The sequence below is a fragment of the Agathobacter ruminis genome (assembly GCF_002735305.1).
GTDB lineage: Bacteria > Bacillota > Clostridia > Lachnospirales > Lachnospiraceae > Roseburia > Roseburia ruminis.
This window is the reverse complement of the sequence record NZ_PDYG01000134.1, coordinates 13,298-32,866: the sequence shown is the minus strand read 5'-3', so window position 1 is coordinate 32,866 and position 19,569 is coordinate 13,298. Positions and strand designations below refer to the sequence as shown.

Below are 19,569 nucleotides of genomic sequence, written 5' to 3'. Positions count from 1 at the left end.
TACATATGACTCAATTAGTAGAATACTTGGTTTGAGGTCAACTCTTCGAGCTGCGCTGGTTGACTCATATTGTATATTTTTTGATTTGGGTCATGCCCTGAACCATAACTGGTTGACTTATATTAGCAGAATACTTGTTTTGAAGTCAAGCCCCACTTTATCGTTAGTTGACTCATATTGGATAATTCTTAGGTTGAGGTCAACTCTTCGGCCAGCTTTGGTTGACTCATATTGAACAATTCTTGGTTTGAGGTCAACTCTTCAGCCAGCTTTGGTTGACTCATATTGGACATTTCTTGGTTTGAGGTCAACTCCTCGGCCAACGCTGGTTGACTCATATTGAACATTTCTTGGGTAGAGGTCAACCCTTTGGCCTGCTTTGGTTGACTCAAACAGAGCATTTCCGGGTTTTCAGTCATGCAATTTAGAAACATATGCCAAAAAATAAGCCAAGTACAAGCCAATCGACTCACCTGAGTAGAACTTCATAGGCTCATAAAGTAAAATTTTTAATTCCTAATAGGAACGAATTAAATAGAAAACCGGAAGCCATATAGGCATCCGGTAATAGATCTTTGAACTTTTCCAAAGAAACAAGCATCTGCAATGCAGATTGATTATCTCTTTGAGAACTATTAATGAAGTGAAAATGCCGTATTTTAGGCATTTCTCCTTCAAGTTGCTATTTACCTGCTGCGTACGGTAGAAAGCTCAGGGCTACTGTATGCGGCTGATTTCTTATTTTCCGTTTTATCAATTATTTATCTATAATACATTTATTTATTGGTCTTATAATGATACTATATTGTTGTAGGAGTGGCGAAAAATATGTCAACTGTAAAGGCAAGGAAATATTATGATTTATTATGATGATCTACCATTATCCAAAGATATCTTAGCTGCTTTAAATGAATTGAAAATAGATTATGTCTTTCAGCCCATATTTTACCCAGATGGAAAGACTGTCTACGCGTGGGAAGCACTTATGAGGCCCCACGATATGGATGTAACTGAACTTATAGCGGAATATGAAAAGCAGGACAAATTACATGTATTAGAGGTTGCTACTTTATTTGGTGCAACTCAAGCATATTTTATCAGGGGATATAAGGAATACTTATCGATTAATACATTTCCCAGTGAATGTTTTAGTAAAGAGGAAGTTGATGCTTTTATTTCATACTATGGCGGACAAAAGAATGCAATGATTTTGGAGTCACTGGAATACCCTTATTTATCAGTTGAAATTGCGCAGATAAAAAGAAAATATGCAGATATTAATAATAACCTGATTGCCATAGATGATTTTGGTACAGGCATTAATAATTTTGATGTGATCGATGCTGCTAACCCTGATATTGTAAAGATAGATCGGACATTACTGACTGATATTGATAAAGATACGTACAGACAGGAACAATTGCGCGAAATAATTGATACATTTCATGCAAGAAAAATAAGCGTGGTCGCCGAAGGAATCGAGACCGAAGGCGAGTTTGAAACAATGAAGGAATTAGGAGCAGATTTTTTTCAAGGGTACTATTTGAAAAGACCATCGTAAAGGGTAAAGTATTTCTTATACTTTTCTATACTCCTCATACACTTCACCCTCCATAGCGAGTTTTACTGCAATATATCTTCACAGTAGTTCCCTTTTCCCGTTCAATCCCCTGAGTCTTATTTCTTCCAACTGCTCCACCGATAAAGTTCCTGCCTTGTAAAGCTTGAGATATTCATTCTCTATAGAGCTATTGAAAATCAGAAGATCATCGGTATTGATTGTCACCTCAACGCCATTTTCAACCAGCGTCTTTATTGGATGATGCTCATAATCTTTGGCATAGCGAAGCATCACATTGCTCGAGGGACAAACATTGAGCTGTATGTGATTATCCGCCAAAAATCGCATGGTATCTTTTGATGTGGCAGCGCCAATCCCGTGATGAACTTCATCAAGTCCCAGCACTTCAACTGCTTTTCTCACATCATCTGCAGATCCCGACTCACCAACATGTATTATCTTAGTAAGACCGTAATGTTCAGCTTTTCGATACAGGGGAATAAAAGCTTCAAATGGTCGAATATTCTCGCCGCCGCAGACATCGAGTGACTTAAAGAATCCGGTCTTTATATACTCATCAATTGAATCTGTCGCAGAATCGATATCGCACGCTGATATATAGGTAAGTTCCGGTTCAAAAACTGTTTCCAGGCAGTATTTCATGTGAAAACCCTGAATCAGTTCCCTGAATTTATCAATTCCTCCTACAAGTTCAATCTCCGTAGCCCCGAAATTCATTGCAAGCCTTTTAATATTGTTGCGCCCTGCTTCAGCAAACGCCCCCTCCCATCTAAAGACTATGCCTTCCTCTCCTGAGCAAAAGGGTTTGACATAGGTAGTGAACCATTTATGCATACCCTCAAGACCATCAAAGGTTTCCGGAGGGGCGGGAAAAGAATGACCCGTTTGCTCTTCAACCCACTTAAGCCTGCATCCCTTAGTTGAATGGTTATGAAGATCACTCTTAGGAGCCTTCAAAAGTTTGTTTATATTATTCTCAATTAGTCCTTCAGCAAATAAACTAGCTGCCATAATCACCATCTATTTCCATTACAGTCTTTTTGGTATCTTTACTTGTTTCCTTGTAGTAATAGGCACGACGTCCGTTCGCTCTCAAATTCTGAGCAACCATATTTTCCAAAAGCATGCCCTCGTTCACTTGAATTTATATAAGAGTATAACCTCTGAACCCGCGCACGGAATAGTACGAATCCGCCCCGTTATGAAATGTGAAAACCGTTCCGTAACGTCGTTCGCAGAACAATGCACCGCCCTTGTCGCGAATATCATCCGGAGTAGTGATCCAACTTGACGTTTTCAAATCAAATTCCCCGAGACTTTGCAGTCGGCGATAGAGTTCCTCCGTCATGATCAAAACGCCGATTTCTTTTGCTTTCCTTTCGGCGCTGCCTGACGGCGGGTTTTTAGCACGCCCCTGTAATGCCTTTTCGTCATAGCCGATGGTATCCGGTTCTCCGCCGCTCTCCTCCATCCTTCTCAAAACGTCCACGGAGTCCGGATGCTCAAGCAAACGTTTCTCCACATCAGGCCAACTCAGTTCCATATGAAGATTCTTATTATCCTGAAACCTCGCTTTTAAAATTTCTAACATGGTTTCCCCTCCAATCCGCGATTTGTCTTAGTCTATTTCTATCACCAATTAAACCTGTTTCCATTCAGGATTTAAACATCCTTTCGGGGTAAGAATGCGATGTCATTCATAGCCCTTCGAATTAATGTTCCCATTTATCTGTACTCCTTTTTGTACCAGCAAGCCTCAAAAGTAACGCTTCCGTCAAATTTGGAATACTGCCCGTCTTTCCAATAGGTCATTCCAAGCTTCTCCATTACGCGCCTGCTCTTACTGTTTTCTTTTGCAAACTCACCCACAATGGCACGAACACCCTTTTCTTTATCCACATAGTCGATGATTGCCTGTATGGCTTCAGGTACCAGTCCCTGTCCCCAGTAGTCTTTTCTCAGATTATAACCAATCGACCAGGCATCCAGATCACCATGGTAAAATAAGCCACCTTGCCCTATAAGTTCTCCTGTCTCCTTGAGCACAAATCCAAGATCAAACTCGTCCTTACCGTCTATATCTCTGCTTTTAAGCCATTCCCTGGTAACATTAATGTCCTTATGCAGCGGATATATCAGGTATTTATTTACATCAGGATCAGCAGCCCACTTAAAAATTGCCTCTGCATCATCCACGGTTACTGTTCTTAAGATAAGTCTCTCCGTTTCGATTTTTCTTTCCATGATCATCAACTCCTCACCTTATTTTTTTCTTACGCACCAAATAACATTTTCGCCGAACCTTCTCCGGACTCTTTGTTGTATCCGCCATAAACGTTTACTATCTCAAATCCTGTCAGTTCCAGCAGATACCGCATTTCCTGCCGATAAGTCTGACGCATTTTCAAAGGGCGAACCCTTTCTCCGATTACTGCTCCGTTATCGTCCAGCGTTTCAAACTTCCAATTTCCGCTCATGATCTGCGTATATGGATCATAGGAAATAGCATTATATAGTCTCTCACGCATGCCTTCTTTGTTCGTATATTCCAGTCTCAGAGAATAGTCCGTGTCTTTTGTATTCATCTGCTGTGCCTGGAAGACCGGGTGCGGATCAAATGTATTAAAGGTCAGCATTCCGCCATCCACCAGGTTCTCACGAATATTAATGAGTGCAGCCCGGCACATTGCCTCCGACAGATCCGTACCATCCGCAAATATCCCATGCTGCGCAAGGTAAAGCAAAACAGCTCCGGTTCCGCAAGCTATATCAATCACTCCATCTTTTTCCCTCCTGATATAAAAATAGACCTTACCAAACTTTTATGGTTTGATAAGGTCTTAATGATCAATAGTATAAAGAAATCTTCGATCACTTAGATTTCATCTTATAACTCGACCTTATCTTGCATACAGAAATAAACCCGCTGGCTTCTTTAGTGGGCTGGGTAGTGACTGTATTGGAGACAAGGAAATAATTCTTCATGTCACAGATTATCCTTTCGAGTTATTAGAGACTAATATACTCGTCATGATATGCACTGTCAATATCTTTTTTCGTCGACTATAAACATATCTACGCATACTATTTCAATTATCTTAAGTGCCAAAGTTCCAAAGCACGGAAACGAATCCGCAGCGTTGTTCCTATCAGTTCATAAGACGGAATATCTGCTCCCAAACATCTGCACTCTGCACATAGATATCTATTCTCATTAACCTAATTTCAGTATATATTCCACTATCCCGTTTGAAATCTCATGTATTTCGTTATCCATCCATCTTTGACGTGACTCAGATACCCTCTTCAGATACTGTTCATCCTTAAATGTCCCTTTCAAGCGTCTAACAATATCGTCTACAGAGTTTTCAAACATATCCGGACGCCGTCTATACAATTCAGTTTTTTAACAAACTCTTGTATTGCCACATCATCCAGAGAATAATGAATGAAGTCCAGGTCAATATCACTGGTCGCTCTTCTGTTATTCTTTGTCAGGCTTCTCATAACGACTCCGCCTTTTATGGTAACGCTGCGACTTAACGGTCCCTCTGCCAGCGCCTTCAGCACTATATCCTGGCAAACGCGAGATGCTGCGAGTGCTCTAGTAAGCCCCTCCTCCGCATATTCGTCCATCATTTCACGTAAATTCAATTACATAACCTCCTCATCAAGTGCTTTGGCTATCATCTTGCTCTTCGGAAAGATTGCGGCATATTCCTGGATCCTCCAAATCTCAAGACTGCTTATTATCTCTCTGTAATTCATGATTATTTCTTTGTAAAGATCATATGGCATGGAATTCTTTTTTCGTAATAATTCTATGAGCATACGCTCTTTATCATATATTCTGACCTTTACCCCGTCCACCTCTTTTTCAATTATGCCTAATGAAAAAACTTTGTCATTTACGTAGCTCTGTCTGACACGCGGATCCGTCATGGGCGCTGCCTTGGACGGTGTGGCAAGATCATATTTTTCAGGTATAACATTAGTCAGGCCATGGACATAAAAAGCGTATTCTCCGGTAATCACAGCCTTGGGATATTTCTTCGTAACAATCCCGATTTCTGGCACAAATCGCTCCGTTGAATAAACGCCTTCTTCTTGCTTGAAGAGGCATCCATCAGACACAGCTTTTATCAAGTTATAATCGTTCCCACATTTCTGCGCTGCTTCCTTGTATGATAAGATCATCTTTGTAAACCTCGGTAATTTTTGAGTTTTGACCTATATTTGCTTAAACATCTTATCCTTATTTCGTATTATAGTCAAGGTATTTATCGGTATTTTTTATTTTTTTACCGAGATTTACTTTTGTTCCATCATGATCTTCAGAATCATATCATCCTTCGCCTGAAACGGATGATCTCTGAACAGAATAAGCTTTTCGATTGGAATTAATGTGATCGTTTCTGATTTTTTAGACATCTGAATCCTCCTTTGCATGATTTGCATTCGGATTCATTCAGACGGTAGATAAGATGGGTTTTAACCCCGATTTAACCCCTATAAACTGAGACAAAACGAGTCAAAACCAAACAGATTTTTTCAAAAAGAAAAACCCCGGAAACCGTGAGTTTTCGGGGTTTGTAAGCAATGATTATCTCTTGCTGAACTGAGGCGCTCTTCTCGCTGCCTTTAAGCCGTACTTCTTTCTTTCCTTCATACGTGGATCACGTGTAAGGAATCCAGCCTTCTTGAGAACCGGTCTGTACTCTTCATCTACCTGAAGAAGTGCACGAGCGATTCCGTGACGAACAGCACCAGCCTGTCCTGAATATCCGCCACCGCGTACGGTTACGATTACATCAAACTTATCAGCGTTCTCTGTAGCAACTAATGGCTGACGAGCGATAACCTTTAATGTCTCATATCCGAAATATTCATCGATGTCTCTCTTGTTTACAGTAACCTTACCGGTTCCCGGTACTAAATATACTCTAGCAACGGAAGATTTTCTTCTTCCGGTTCCATAATACTTTGCATTGTTTGCCATGGTATCTTACCTCCTACTAAAATGTTAACTCTTCCGGCTTCTGAGCTGCATGCTTGTGATCCGGTCCAGCGTATACAAATAATTTTGTGTACATCTCGCGTCCTAAAGGTCCCTTTGGAAGCATGCCCTTAACAGCATACTCAACTACGCGCTCAGGATGTGTTGCTAACATTTCGCGTAAAGTGGTCTCTTTCATACCACCTACATAATCAGAGTGATGATAGTAAATCTTCTGATCAAGCTTCTTACCGCTTACTTTAATCTTCTCTGCGTTTACAACGATTACATAATCACCGCAGTCGATGTGAGGGGTGAAGATTGCTTTCTTCTTTCCTCTTAATACGCTTGCAACTTCTGATGCTAAGCGTCCTAATGTCTTGCCTTCAGCGTCAACTACAAACCACTTTCTGTCGATGGTTGCAGGACTTGCCATAAATGTCTTCATGGGATTTCCTCCTTAAATAAACTTCGTCCTAAGTCGCATTTCAGGTATCCTCGTATGTCCGGACGCTGATCCTGCCAATGCATTCACTTCATCGTTTTCTTCCGAATCCGCTATCTTAATCTATCGCAAAAATGCTCGTCGGGGCTTTTGACTCACATTTCTATACGCTCGCAGACTTATGTATTATAATCTTTTCCTTGACTCCTGTCAAGGTTTTTCGCAAACAACTCACTATGTTTCATATTCCAGCCCAATCATCGTCAGACCGTTGGCCGGTGCCGTCGGACCGGCTGCGCTTCGATTGGCAGCTTCTATGATTTGTTTCATGGCAGCGGCAGGCATATCTCCGTCGCCGATTTTAATCAGCGTTCCTGCTATGATGCGAACCATATTATATAAAAATCCATTCCCGGTGACACGAATCCGGATGATATCACCATCACGCACCACAGACGCATCATAGATGGTACGGATTGTTGTCTCCGACTGTGCATTTGCTGCGCAAAAGCTTGCGAAATCATGTTCTCCGATTAGAAACTTTGCCGCTTCATTCATTTTTGCCACATCAAGCGGATAATGAAAGAAATGCGTATCCAGCCTGCGCGTCGGATCCCGGAATGTACGATTTAAAATCCTATATTCGTATGTCTTGCGGCTCTTCGAAAAGCGCGGATGAAAATCATCCGGCACCTCTGTGCTATCCAAAACCACAATATCCTCCGGCAGTCGCTGGTTTAATGCATAGCTGATTTTCTCAGCCGGCATGCGCGTATTCACATCAAAGACACAGACATTCCCCAGTGAATGAACCCCGGAATCCGTGCGGCTTGCACCGATGGTGGTAATTGGTGTCCGAAACAATTCGGACAGTGTCTTGTTGAGCACTTCCTGTATGGTGATGCCATTTGGCTGAATCTGCCATCCGCAATAATTTGTTCCGTCATATGCTACCACTAATTTTACTCGCATAGGCACCTCTTACATTGGCCACGGCAAAAGAATACGCGCTACAATCACTGCTGCAAGAAAAGCAAAGATGATCATATAGGCAATCGCATCTTTTTTCCCGTAACGAAGTGGATTCATCTTGGTGCGACCGACACCTCCGTTATAGCACCGCGCTTCCATTGCCATCGCCAAATCGTCCGCGCGGCGAAATGCAGAGACAAACAACGGCACCAAAAGTGGCACCATTGCCTTGGCACGCTTAATCAGACCACCGGTTTCAAAATCAGCACCTCGGGCCATCTGCGCTTTCATAATCTTGTCCGTCTCATCAATCAGAATCGGAATAAAACGAAGTGCAATCGACATCATCATCGCAATTGCATGCACCGGGAATTTTATTTTTGCCAGATGACGCATGGAACGTTCAAGTCCGTCGGTCAGCTGGTTTGGCGTGGTGGTCAAAGTCATCAGTGAAGTACCCATAATCAGGTAAATCAGGCGGAAGATAATTACGATTCCGTTTCGAATTCCCGCATCGGAAATCACAAACGGTCCGTATTTCACGAATATAATGTCTCCTGTTGTAAAGACAACATTAAACAAGCTTGTGATGATCAAAATCACCACAATGCTTTTCAACCCTTTTAAAATATAGGAAAGCGGCACAGATGACACGGCAATCATCGCAACCAGACCGACCGTGATGATTCCAAAGCCCAATGCCCCTTTAAAAACAAACAAGGCAATGATATAAATCAGTGTCGCAAATAATTTTACTCGTGGGTCCAGTTTATGAATTGGCGATTCTGCCGGATAATACTGGCCGATTGTAATATCTCGTAACATATTTGTTTCCTCAAATTTTTATGCTCCAAATGCGGCGATGATGGTCTCAGCCGCTTCTGCAACCGTGGTTGCGGTTGGATTCACCGGCATGCCGGAATCCTGTAATTCATGCATCAGATAAGTCACCTGCGGAGCTGCAAGTGAAATCTGCTCCAGTTCAAGATAGCGCTTAAAAACTTCGCGCGGTTCTCCGTCATATACTGCTTTGCCCTGATTCATAACGATGATACGATCCACATATTCCGCCACATCTTCCATGCTGTGTGACACCAGAATAATCGTAATCTTCATCTCCTCATGCATGCGCGCAAGCAGATTCAAAATCTCATCGCGTCCTGCAGGATCCAGTCCCGCCGTTGGCTCATCCAGAATCAGCACTTCCGGATGCATTGCCAGCACGCCGGCGATTGCCACGCGGCGTTTTTGTCCGCCGGACAGATCAAATGGAGAGGCATCAAACAATTCCTGTGGAAATCCGACCTGTTCCAATGCCTCAAATGCGCGTAATTCTACTGTTTTCTCATCCAGTCCCTGATTGCGCGGGCCGAAACATACATCCTTGAAATTGGTTGTCTCAAACAGCTGATGTTCCGGATACTGAAATACCAGTCCGACTTTGCTGCGCAAATCCTTGATTTTGTAATCTTCATCATAGATGTCTTCCCCGTTCACATAAATGTGTCCGGAAGTTGCCTTGAGCAATCCGTTCAGATGAGAAATCAAAGTGGACTTGCCGGAACCGGTGTGACCGATGATGCCGACAAATTGTCCGCGCGGAATTTCAAGACTCACATCATCGAGCGCTTTCACGCGATATGCCGTCCCGCTGCTGTATTCGTAGCTGACATGATCAACAATGATATCTTTTGTCTTGTCCGTCACATATTCGCGATGCTTTGGAATGCGATCCGCAAATGAGACAGGATTCAACTGCTGATAGTACTGACCTCTACGAACCGGGTCGACAAAAAGATCCAGTAAGCGGTCTCGCAATTCTTCTCTTGTCAGCACGCCCTTTGGGAGCGGCAACCCTGCATTGCGCAGTTCGTCTGCCAGCAAAGTGGATTGCGGTACATCCAGGCGATAATGCTTGCAGGTTTCGATATCCGAAAAAATCTCCCGCGGTGTTCCGTCCATCACAATCTTGCCATGGTCCATCACATAGACATGGTCTGCACCGACCACTTCTTCCATATAATGTGTGATCAGAATGATGGTGACACCCTTTTTCTGATTCAGTTTGTGTGCCGTTGCAATGACCTCGCGACGGCCGTTTGGATCGAGCATTGCCGTCGGTTCGTCAAAGACAATACACTTCGGTTCCATCGCTACAACACCGGCAATCGCCACGCGCTGTTTTTGTCCGCCTGACAGCTTATTCGGCGAGTGATTCCGGTATTTACTCATGCCAACCGATTTCAGTGATGTGCGTACACGCTCCCTGATATCAGCAGAGGCAACGCCCAGGTTTTCCGGACCGAATGCCACATCCTCCTCTACTACCGAAGCGATGATCTGATTGTCCGGATTTTGGAAAACCATACCGGCGCTTCTTCGAATCGGAATCGCATTTTCCGGCAGGGTGGCATCCATTTCATCCACCCAAAGAGTTCCCTCATCCGGGGCAAGCAAGGTGTTGATATGCTTTGCAAGGGTTGATTTTCCGGAACCGTTATGTCCCAAAATTGCAATGAATTCGCCCGGCTTCACATCCAGATCGACATGGTCGAGCGCCGTCGTGATGGAATCGACATTGCCTTCCTCATCGCGCCGGATAAATTCATGCACCAATTGTTTTGCCGTGATTATATTCATTCATCATCCCAGCTCAGTCGATGGAGCTGTCCCTCCAGTTTCATATGATCAAATCCATTCTGTCGCAATGCCTCATAGAGTACGATTGCAACCGAATTTGACAAGTTCAGTGAACGCGTCTCTCCAATCATCGGAATTCTCACGCAGCGGTCCGGATTGGCTTTTAAAATTTCTTCCGGAATTCCGGCGCTCTCTTTGCCGAACATAATAAAGCAGTCCGACTCATAATTGGCATCCGAATAGACATGGCGTCCTTTTGTCGTTGCATAATAGATTTTGGCATCCGGATTCTTTGCGCAGAAATCCTCCCAGTTCACATAGGTATGTACATCGAGATCTTTCCAGTAATCCATGCCCGCACGCTTTAAGGCTTTATCCGAAATTGAAAAGCCAAGCGGCTCTATCAAATGCAGGCTCGTGCCCGTCGCATAGCAGGTACGGCCGATATTTCCGGTATTTGCCGGAATTTCCGGCTCATACAATACAATATTTAACTTTGCCATTATTTATTTGCTCGCAATTCTGTAATATATTCTTCGATTCGGCCAAGTGCTTCTTTTAAGGCCTCCATCGAATATGCATAGGAAATACGGATAAATCCTTCTCCGCAATCTCCGAATGCGGTTCCCGGCACCACCGCAACCTTTTTTCTGTTTAGCAAATCGGTCGCAAATTCATCGGAAGTCATTCCGAATTCCTTGATACAAGGGAACATATAAAATGCGCCAAACGGCTCGAAGCATTCCAGTCCCATCTGGCGGAACCGGTGCATCAGATAGCGTCTGCGCTGGTTGTATTCCTCACGCATGGCTACCACATCAGCATCTCCGTTTTTGACTGCTTCCACTGCCGCATACTGGCTGGTCGTCGGCGCACACATAATGCAAAACTGATGAATCTTCAGCATCTGTGTGATAATGGCCTCCGGTCCGCAGGCATATCCGAGACGCCATCCCGTCATTGCATACGACTTCGAAAATCCGTTGATGACAATGGTGCGCTCCCACATGCCCGGCAGCGATGCGATGGACACATGGTTTTCCGTATAGGTCAGCTCGGAATAAATCTCATCCGAGAGTACAAAAATATCATGTTTCTGAACCACTTCCGCAATTGCCTCGAGATCTTTTTGCTCCATAATTGCACCGGTCGGATTATTCGGGAACGGCATCACAAGCAATTTGGTCTTGTCCGTGATTGCAGCTTCAAGCGCTTCTGCCGTCAGGCGGAATTCGTCTTCTGCCTTTAATTCGATGGTAACCGGAACGGCATGTGCAAGCACTGCGCATGGCACATAAGATACATAGCTCGGCTGCGGGATCAATACTTCATCGCCCGGGTCGAGCATGGCACGCATAGCTGCATCGATTGCCTCGCTGCCTCCGACTGTGATAAACATCTCCTTGGAAGGGTCATATGTCAAGTCAAAGCGGCGCTTCAGGTACTGCGCCAGTTCTACTTTCAGTTCTTTTAAACCTGCGTTGGAAGTGTAGAAGGTCTTGCCCTTTTCAAGGGATTTGATTCCTTCCTCACGGATATGCCACGGTGTATCAAAATCAGGCTCGCCAACACCCAACGAGATTGCGTCCTTCATCTCGCTGACAATATCAAAGAATTTGCGGATTCCGGACGGCTTAATGGTGGTAATTGTTTTTGATAACGGATCTCTCATTATGCCATCATAATCCTTTCATCTTTGCTCGGTTCTGCCATTACAGTTCCATGGTCTTTATACTTCTTCAAAATAAAATTGGTCTTGGTGGAAAGCACCTGATCATGCGGTGCAAGTTTCTCAGATACAAACTGGGATACTTCACGAAGGGTCTTGCCTTCGATGATGACCATCAAATCAAATCCACCGGAAATCAAATAGACAGAATTTACTTCCGGATATTTGTAAATGCCGGATGCAATCTTGTCAAATCCCATGCCTTTCTGCGGAGTCACACTGACTTCAATCATGGCAGTCACTTTCTCCACACCTGCTTTGTCCCAGTCAATCAGGGTATGATATCCACAGATGATGCGTTCCTTCTCCATCGCGGCCAGTTCATTGATAACCGCGGCTTCGTCCACGCCTAGCATCACGGCGAGCTCGTTCAAATCCACTCTGCTGTTTTTCTCGATAAAGGTTAAAATTTTTTCTCTCATAAACTCTGGTTCCTTTCGTGTGCTGTTATCTGCGGAATTTATATAATTCATCGCTCTGTGTCATTTCGAGGAAACGCTGCTCCTCTCCTGTCACAAGAATGCGATCATTACTGTCTGTCGTATGACCGATTACCGTCGCCTCAATTCCGGCGGCCGCAAGTGCATCCATCAAGGGCTCTGCGGATTCAGTCGCCATCAGCAGGCTGCCCGCACCAAATAGTTTGTATGGATTGACGTTCAGATATTCACTGATTTCCACCGTCTCCTGGCGAATCGGAATCGCTTTCAAATCAATGGTCAGACCAACATGGTTGCGGTCCGCCAGTTCCCATAATGCGCCATAGATTCCGCCAAGCGAGACATCATGCATCGCGGCGACATGACAGGTTGCGGCAATCTGCGCTTCCCGCCGGATTGAAATTTCCTGTTCGAAGGCTTTCGCCCTGTCCAAAAACGGAGCCGAATAGCGCTCGAGCAGTCGCGCTTCCTGCAGATGCGCCAGAATCGCGGTGCCGCCCAGTCCGATATGTTTGCTGACTACCAGATCCATGCCCGGTTGCACGGCAGACGAAACAACCATTGCAGCGCGCTCAACCGTACCGGCCGCGCAGGCGACAATCATCGGTTCCCTGATGCCGGAAACAATCTCGGTATGTCCACCGACGATTGCAATGCCGTTCTCATGACACGCCTCATCCGCTTCCTTGATCAGTGCGCGCAATTCCTGTTCCGGCGCCTCGGTCGGGAAGAGAATGGTCAAACTGACTGCAGACGGAACTGCGCCGCCGCAGACAATATTATTTAATGCGGAATATACAGCAAACCGTCCCGGCGTGATTGCCGGGTAGCCAACTGCCTGGCTGGACATCAGCACCTGCGTATCATTGATTGTAAAACTGCCATAATCCAATTGTTTCATCCGTGAAACGGGTGCATTTGGGTCTTTTTTTAATTGTTTCAAAACTGAGCGGGACAAAACCGCTTCCGATGGCTTCCCTGCCTTCATTCGCAACTCCCCATATATAGGCTTATAGGCTGCCCCTTTCGGAGCAGCCTCATTTGCACTTTCATTTTTTTGATTGTCTACTGATTTGTCGGATTTGTAGTATCATTCGTAGTCTGATTTGATTCGGTATTTGAATTCTGATTTTCCGGCGTAGTATTGTCCGGTTTCTTTTGATCCGGTTTCTTATTCTCTGGTTTCTTATTGTCAGGTTTTTTCTTGTCCTGCTTCTTGTCGTCTGCCGGCTCTTCTGCTTTCTTTCCAAGATCGACAGCCTTTTGATAAGCTGCAAGCACCTGCTCTTCATCATTGGTTGCAATGGCCGCATTGATCAGCGCCAGCTGCTCCGGAGTTGCTCCACCGGTTCCGATGGTTACAATCTTTGGAGAAGAACGATAGGTACTGGTATTGAATATTTCACGGCTGACTTCCTTGCCACCCTCTTTGACCACTTTCCAGAGCTGTGCTGTCATGCCGATATGTGCATACTGATCGATGTTGTAATATCCAAATTCCTGCGACGCATCTGCCTTTGCCTGGAAGGAAGGATCATCCTGCTTGGTGATAACACTCTCGAAGCTGACCTCACGATCTGCCGCACGGGTTTCCACACCATAAATATTAAAGGTGATATTGGTTCCGTCATAATATCCTTCGATATAAATCGGATATCCCGTATCATTTTTAAAACGCAGGTCTTTATAATCTCCTGCCATTGCCGCATCCGCTGCCGGATCGACATAGGTAACGGTCATGGAATGATTAAAGCGCTGTGTAATCTCAATCTCTGCACGAATCAATGCATTGTAAAGCGTGGTTGAAACCTGGCAGATTCCGCCTCCGACCGAATCGACAATTGCACCGTTCAAATAGGTGCCGCCCATTGCATAACCATTCTCTTCGGTGATTGGCTCGAGATTTTCATGTGTGCGATATTCCTCGCCCGGATAAACGATGGTTCCATTGACGAAATCACATGCATTTTCCACATTCTGTTCGCGGGATGATCCGGAATTATTGCCGTATACGGTGGTAAAGCTTCCGAGGCGATCCTTGACCACTGCAAGTTCTTCGCGTGTTCCGCGCGATGCAACCGTCTGTGTCACCAGATTGATTTCGGTCTTTTTTCCGTCGAATTCTTTTGCCAGGAATTCGTTGATCGCATATACGGAATCCACTTCGACCACTTCTTCGCCGTCGGTTCCCGGAATATATTCAAAGGTATCACCCTTTTTCTTTAAACTTGCATCGACTGCCGCTTTGCTTAATTTGTCATGTGCCTTGTAAATGAATCGTGCAGTCTCCTGCTTATCCACTTCAAGAGAAAGCGGAAGCACGCGCTGCTCGGTTTTTAAATCTACGGAATCTTTATAACGTGTAATCAGATTGCCGCTGTGTGTGACAGCCAAAGCTGCATCCACGGAATCTCCCGCATCTGCGCGAATGCCCATCTGTTCTGCAGTCGCTTCCACGGAAGAATCATCTACACCTTTCAAGGTAAATGTCGTCGACATCAGATTCTGTACATAATCTGAAATCGCATTGTTTGCTTCATCTTTTGTCATTCCGCCTACATAAACGGTGCCAATGTAGATCCCGTCTACAATCCTGGTTTCCTCCTCTGCAGTCTCGGCCCTTGTCAGGCTCGGATTCACAAGAAGAGTCATGGCTGCTACCGCCGTGGCAAGCAGTCCGAATAATTTCTTCTTCATTTATTTAACCTCTAATCTTATCCAATTTTATGTTTATTTTAGCAGAATCTGCTCCATTTTCAATGCCGAAAATCCACAAAAGAAGCGGGCAAATCCCAATCAAATTGCTCTATTACACCAAAAAGGCCGACACAATGGAAGTCACCACAAGGGTCAATACCAGTACCAGTCCAACCATGGAAATGATGCGTTTCTTTCTTCTAGACATATTCCACATTTCTATTGTCCTCTTTTCCTAAAATCGTATATAATATTTTTGAAGCCGAAACGGCTATCCTGCAAAGTAAAGTTAGGAGTCCTTATGGAATTTTTAAAGAACATCCCGTTTATATTTGTCGCATTCATGCTCTTTTTATTCGTATTAAATATGCGTTATCGCAAAACCAACAGACAGCAGCAGGAAACGGAAGATGCGTTCTGGGAGCGTGAACGACTTGCCAATGCCACGCGTAAGCAAGACATTTCAAACCTCCCATATATTACCATACCCAAAGAGATAATTCCATCGAATCTTCCAACAGATTCGGTAAAGACCCTGGAAAGCCTGTCACAGCAACAGATTCTCAACCTGACAGGAAAGACCAATACCGACTTGAAACTCGAATACGGTGTCGCCAATCTCGAATTCCTGAGTGCATGCGATGAGCGCTTCATCGATTTGGTCAATGCCCTGCTGGATTGTTCCAAAGACCTGCTGGATGCAAATCGTTCCAACGAAGCCAAACAACTGCTCGAATACGCAGTCTCCATTCAGGCCGATGCCAAACCACTCTATCTGCGATTGGCCAAACTGTATCTGGAAGAAGGCAATCCATCCGCAATTGACAGCCTGATTGCATCCGCCAATGAATTGAATTCGCTCTCCAAAGACGGAATTGTTGCAGATCTTAAGAGCCTGAACGCCTAAGGTCTTCCATATGTTTTATAATAATGTTCCATCAACCGCGTCGCTTCTCCCCGATTTAACGCTTCCCAGCAAATGGGTTCCGTTACCTGATGAAGTGCGCGGTATTTTTTTATTTGTTCAATCTGCGATTTTGTAATCGGAGATATCTTTTTTACTTTCAGATTCATTGGTTTTGGCACAAACAGCTCCGGTCTGTCTGCGCCGAGTCTGCAAAGTGCTTCAAAAACCCGCTGCGTCTCCAGCGCATCCGCAAGCGCACGGTGTGCCTGCTCACGCTCAATCTGAAAATATCTGCACAGCGATTCAAGATTTTTCTTTTCGCCCGGCGGGAGCAAAGCCCGCGCCAGCTTCAATGTATCCAGAAACGGATTGTTTACGTTTTTCTTATGATTGACGGCCCACTGCCGGATAAACCCATAATCAAAGGAAAAATTCTGTCCCACGAGGATATCATCCTGCATGAACTCCAGCAGCCCCTGCATGCCTTCATCCTCCGGCATGCCATCGGCAAGCATCTCCTGCGTAATACCGGTCAGTTCCGTAATGGTTTCGGACAACGGCAAATCGCACTGCAAAAGTGTCGCATAGGAATCCGAAACTTTGCCGCCGCGCACGCGCACAGCCCCGATTTCGATTATTTTGTCTTTTTTGACCTGTAATCCTGTCATTTCAAGATCAATCACCGTATAGGAATCGATTTGTCCGTTGTCCATTGTCTGCCTCCACTGTTAAATCGAATGGCCGCCTCCCGATGAGCCGCCACCACCGCCTCCTCCGAAGGAGCCACCGCCGCCGCCACTGCTACTGCTGCCGCTGCTGCTGCGTCTCTTGGTTTTTCCTTTCATCACCATTTTCGGGTGTTCCAGTACAAACCGGTGTTGCAGCCCGTTTAATACCTTCTTATGGTTTGGCATATGCGGGCGCGAAAGTACGCGCGCCAAAAAATAATTCAAAATCATTGCCATGCCCAGTGCAAGCAGTATATTGCAAATCATTTTCATCGGAGATGCAATATGTTGTCCATTTAAACTGGCATAGATTTGTTCCAATGACTTCTGCGTACAGGTCATATAATCATAATCATGTGACTCCGTCGCATAGATATATGTATTGTCTGTGATTACCTCACACCTGCTGTCGCTGAGGAGGGATTGCACATTGCCTTCGCTGACGATGTAAATTTCATTCTGGTCTCTGTCGATGACAAAAATTGCACCATTGCTGCCATGCCCGAAATATGCCTCATAGGTTGCCTCTGCATATGCGCGGGTCGAATAATAATCGTGATCCGTCGTGGTTGCAACCATGATGTTGCAATACCGGGTAATGTCATCCATCCATTGAATCAGGGTATCATATTCCTCAGCCGTACCGGTTGTCAAAAATTGTGCACAGTCTTCTAGCACACATGCATATCCGGTCTGTGCATTCACATTGCTGTAATCCGCAGCTTCCGCTGCCACAACCGGAGTCTTCACAACCACAGCCACATATACTGCTGCAATCACAGGAAGAAGTTGCCTCTTAATCCGCATCATCGTCACCTCCCTTGTGTTCAAACTGTGGCAGCGGACGTGTCACGAGAACATTATAAACCAGTATAATGTCCGCGATTGTCACGAAAATGCCAACCAAAAGCAGAAGTGATCCCAGATAATAATAAATATCATAAACCGGCTTTGCGAAGCGGATTCCTGCACCGATCAATATGGCAAAATAGGTAATTGAAATACCCAGTTTGCGCTTCTTTCCCGCAATGTGATCGAATTCATCCTTGCAAAGACTGCCGGTCACAATTGCCGCAATCAGCATAACGGCCCATCCGATTGTCGGCACAATCCGACCATTCATGTTGCCGATCCATTCCTCCACCACAAAATAAACTCCGGCCAGCATAAACAGACCGTACAGCAACAGCATGCCCCATTCGAGGGAATCGGAGAAGCTGAATCTTTTGTTGATGCGAATCCGGTAATCGCGTTTATCAAACAGTTTCTTAGCGTCTTTTTTGCTATGCAAAAAGAGATATCCGTAATCATCCGCATGCAGGTTACGCCGCTCGATTGCCTTTAATTCCCCCCAGTATACCATGAGGGTCAAAAGCGAAAAGAGTCCCGTATACATCATTGCGCGAGACGGAACGGTGGTCGCAATCAGATTCAGGAGCAAAAAAATCGGAACTGCCAGAATCAGCGAACCGATCAGGAATCGAACCGGCGAAATCGGCAAATCACTGACCGCTCTTCCGGTCTGCCCGTTCACCGTTGCATAGGCTACACGGTCTTTTTTGCGATAGGACAAAAACCAGACCGGAATCAGCGAATAATGCACCTGCTCGATTTCGGTATTCAAAGTATTTGGATTGATTTTTTCCTCGTCTGCCTCTACATTTTCCCGGTGAAAGATTCCCGTGTCTCTGAGTTCGCGTACGCTCGATTCAAGTGCAAACCATTTTGCATGATCCTCGTATGCACTCTCATCCACATCCGCAGTATCCGCATAAAAACCGCACAAATAGGCCGGCGTGAAATCCTTTTTCTGCGTCATGTCATACGGGGCAAGCGCTTCGCTGAAATTGTCATCAAACGAAGAGGATGCATCATAGGACAGCCCTTCATAGCCGGCATCGATATTTCCCGTCAGACGGTAATATTCCGTATAATCATATCCGTGGGACGTATATTCTTTGCGTCCCGGCACTTCAATCTTGCCTTTTTGCGTTACATCATAGGACCAGTATGGCATATAGATTCCGCGAAAGCCATCAATGTATTTGCGGTCGCGCAGTTCTTTCGGTGCAAAAATCGCACGGCGCATCATCTGTGCATAAGACTCTTTGCACGCCTCTTTGGTAATCTGAAACGGAATCAGATAATCCGGTCGCCTTGTCTGTTCCATGCGCCCGGTCAAAATGGTAGACGCACCACAGAAACTGCAAAATCCTGCAATCGTGTCATCCGTCGAATAGATTTCACCGCCGCATTGCGGACACATAAAAACCGTGGAAGAAAAAGAATCGCTTTCGGTTGCATCCCGAAAATCAGGATCAAATGAAAACGGTTCAAAATGACTGCCACAGGAATCACAGATATTCTGTTGAGATGAAATATCAAACCGAAGTCCGCTACCGCAATTCGGACATTCTATCATAATATGCCCCC

The 19,569-nt window shown here is 45.0% G+C and carries 23 protein-coding genes; 2 read left to right on the top strand and 21 right to left on the bottom strand.

Annotated elements, in window-relative coordinates:
- Positions 1 to 188: 188 nt before the first annotated feature.
- Positions 189 to 464 carry a hypothetical protein gene (locus CSX02_RS12285; RefSeq protein ID WP_099386891.1) on the bottom strand — a complete coding sequence of 92 codons (276 nt, stop codon included), beginning with the start codon at positions 462 to 464 and terminating at the stop codon, positions 189 to 191.
- Between the two features lie 392 nt (positions 465 to 856).
- On the opposite strand from CSX02_RS12285, the gene CSX02_RS12280 reads away from it, so the two are divergent.
- A complete protein-coding gene (locus CSX02_RS12280; protein ID WP_099386890.1) occupies positions 857 to 1,561 on the top strand; it encodes an EAL domain-containing protein in 705 nt (234 codons plus the stop codon).
- A gap of 78 nt (positions 1,562 to 1,639) precedes the next feature.
- On the opposite strand, the gene CSX02_RS12275 is transcribed toward CSX02_RS12280, so the two are convergent.
- The 17 genes from CSX02_RS12275 to CSX02_RS12200 all read right to left on the bottom strand — a co-directional run bounded on the left by CSX02_RS12275 (position 1,640) and on the right by CSX02_RS12200 (position 15,501).
- Positions 1,640 to 2,593, bottom strand: a complete 954-nt coding sequence (locus CSX02_RS12275; RefSeq protein ID WP_189281573.1) for an amidohydrolase family protein — start codon at positions 2,591 to 2,593, stop codon at positions 1,640 to 1,642.
- Positions 2,583 to 2,720 carry a hypothetical protein gene (locus CSX02_RS13825; RefSeq protein ID WP_207653791.1) on the bottom strand — a complete coding sequence of 46 codons (138 nt, stop codon included), beginning with the start codon at positions 2,718 to 2,720 and terminating at the stop codon, positions 2,583 to 2,585. Before CSX02_RS13825 ends, CSX02_RS12275 begins: the two co-directional genes overlap by 11 nt.
- Positions 2,721 to 2,726: 6 nt before the next feature.
- On the bottom strand, positions 2,727 to 3,173 hold the full coding sequence (locus CSX02_RS12270) for a DUF4256 domain-containing protein (protein WP_099386888.1): 447 nt from the start codon (positions 3,171 to 3,173) through the stop codon (positions 2,727 to 2,729).
- Between the two features lie 134 nt (positions 3,174 to 3,307).
- Positions 3,308 to 3,826, bottom strand: coding sequence for a GNAT family N-acetyltransferase (locus tag CSX02_RS12265; protein ID WP_189281571.1), 519 nt, complete (start codon positions 3,824 to 3,826; stop codon positions 3,308 to 3,310).
- Positions 3,827 to 3,855: 29 nt separating this feature from the next.
- On the bottom strand, positions 3,856 to 4,359 hold the full coding sequence (locus CSX02_RS12260) for a class I SAM-dependent methyltransferase (protein ID WP_099386886.1): 504 nt from the start codon (positions 4,357 to 4,359) through the stop codon (positions 3,856 to 3,858).
- A 580-nt stretch (positions 4,360 to 4,939) separates the two neighbouring features.
- Positions 4,940 to 5,236, bottom strand: coding sequence for a nucleotidyl transferase AbiEii/AbiGii toxin family protein (locus CSX02_RS12255; RefSeq protein WP_099386885.1), 297 nt, complete (start codon positions 5,234 to 5,236; stop codon positions 4,940 to 4,942).
- Positions 5,237 to 5,779, bottom strand: coding sequence for a type IV toxin-antitoxin system AbiEi family antitoxin domain-containing protein (locus tag CSX02_RS12250; RefSeq protein WP_099386884.1), 543 nt, complete (start codon positions 5,777 to 5,779; stop codon positions 5,237 to 5,239).
- Between the two features lie 406 nt (positions 5,780 to 6,185).
- Positions 6,186 to 6,581 carry a 30S ribosomal protein S9 gene (gene rpsI, locus CSX02_RS12245; protein ID WP_099386883.1) on the bottom strand — a complete coding sequence of 132 codons (396 nt, stop codon included), beginning with the start codon at positions 6,579 to 6,581 and terminating at the stop codon, positions 6,186 to 6,188.
- A 16-nt stretch (positions 6,582 to 6,597) separates the two neighbouring features.
- Positions 6,598 to 7,026, bottom strand: coding sequence for a 50S ribosomal protein L13 (gene rplM, locus CSX02_RS12240; RefSeq protein WP_031543573.1), 429 nt, complete (start codon positions 7,024 to 7,026; stop codon positions 6,598 to 6,600).
- A gap of 231 nt (positions 7,027 to 7,257) precedes the next feature.
- Entirely contained in the window at positions 7,258 to 7,995 is a 738-nt protein-coding gene (gene truA, locus CSX02_RS12235; protein WP_099386882.1) for a tRNA pseudouridine(38-40) synthase TruA, read from the bottom strand.
- Between the two features lie 9 nt (positions 7,996 to 8,004).
- Positions 8,005 to 8,820: an energy-coupling factor transporter transmembrane component T family protein gene (locus tag CSX02_RS12230; protein WP_031543571.1), complete on the bottom strand. Its 816-nt coding sequence runs from the start codon at positions 8,818 to 8,820 to the stop codon at positions 8,005 to 8,007.
- A gap of 18 nt (positions 8,821 to 8,838) precedes the next feature.
- Positions 8,839 to 10,635, bottom strand: coding sequence for an energy-coupling factor transporter ATPase (locus CSX02_RS12225; protein WP_099386881.1), 1,797 nt, complete (start codon positions 10,633 to 10,635; stop codon positions 8,839 to 8,841).
- Positions 10,632 to 11,138: a tRNA (cytidine(34)-2'-O)-methyltransferase gene (locus CSX02_RS12220; RefSeq protein ID WP_031543569.1), complete on the bottom strand. Its 507-nt coding sequence runs from the start codon at positions 11,136 to 11,138 to the stop codon at positions 10,632 to 10,634. The genes CSX02_RS12225 and CSX02_RS12220 overlap by 4 nt, the downstream gene beginning before the upstream one ends.
- Entirely contained in the window at positions 11,138 to 12,307 is a 1,170-nt protein-coding gene (locus CSX02_RS12215) for a pyridoxal phosphate-dependent aminotransferase (RefSeq protein ID WP_099386880.1), read from the bottom strand. The genes CSX02_RS12220 and CSX02_RS12215 overlap by 1 nt, the downstream gene beginning before the upstream one ends.
- Positions 12,307 to 12,786: an Lrp/AsnC family transcriptional regulator gene (locus CSX02_RS12210; protein WP_031543567.1), complete on the bottom strand. Its 480-nt coding sequence runs from the start codon at positions 12,784 to 12,786 to the stop codon at positions 12,307 to 12,309. The genes CSX02_RS12215 and CSX02_RS12210 overlap by 1 nt, the downstream gene beginning before the upstream one ends.
- Positions 12,787 to 12,811: 25 nt before the next feature.
- On the bottom strand, positions 12,812 to 13,792 hold the full coding sequence (locus CSX02_RS12205; protein ID WP_099386879.1) for an AIR synthase-related protein: 981 nt from the start codon (positions 13,790 to 13,792) through the stop codon (positions 12,812 to 12,814).
- Between the two features lie 77 nt (positions 13,793 to 13,869).
- The gene (locus CSX02_RS12200) at positions 13,870 to 15,501 is read right to left on the bottom strand and encodes a VanW family protein (RefSeq protein ID WP_099386878.1); all 1,632 of its coding nucleotides are present in this window, start codon (positions 15,499 to 15,501) and stop codon (positions 13,870 to 13,872) included.
- Positions 15,502 to 15,802: 301 nt separating this feature from the next.
- Between CSX02_RS12200 and CSX02_RS12195 the strand changes: the two genes are divergently transcribed.
- Positions 15,803 to 16,408: a tetratricopeptide repeat protein gene (locus CSX02_RS12195; protein WP_099386877.1), complete on the top strand. Its 606-nt coding sequence runs from the start codon at positions 15,803 to 15,805 to the stop codon at positions 16,406 to 16,408.
- Here the strand turns inward: CSX02_RS12195 and CSX02_RS12190 are convergent.
- Genes CSX02_RS12190 through CSX02_RS12180 form a run of 3 tightly spaced genes read right to left on the bottom strand, consistent with a single transcriptional unit; the run spans position 16,405 to position 19,558 of the window.
- The gene (locus tag CSX02_RS12190) at positions 16,405 to 17,121 is read right to left on the bottom strand and encodes a 3'-5' exonuclease (RefSeq protein WP_099386876.1); all 717 of its coding nucleotides are present in this window, start codon (positions 17,119 to 17,121) and stop codon (positions 16,405 to 16,407) included. The genes CSX02_RS12195 and CSX02_RS12190 overlap by 4 nt on opposite strands.
- Positions 17,122 to 17,136: 15 nt before the next feature.
- A complete protein-coding gene (locus CSX02_RS12185; protein ID WP_099386875.1) occupies positions 17,137 to 17,946 on the bottom strand; it encodes a TPM domain-containing protein in 810 nt (269 codons plus the stop codon).
- Positions 17,933 to 19,558: a hypothetical protein gene (locus CSX02_RS12180; protein WP_099386874.1), complete on the bottom strand. Its 1,626-nt coding sequence runs from the start codon at positions 19,556 to 19,558 to the stop codon at positions 17,933 to 17,935. Before CSX02_RS12180 ends, CSX02_RS12185 begins: the two co-directional genes overlap by 14 nt.
- Between the last annotated feature and the right edge of the window lie 11 nt (positions 19,559 to 19,569).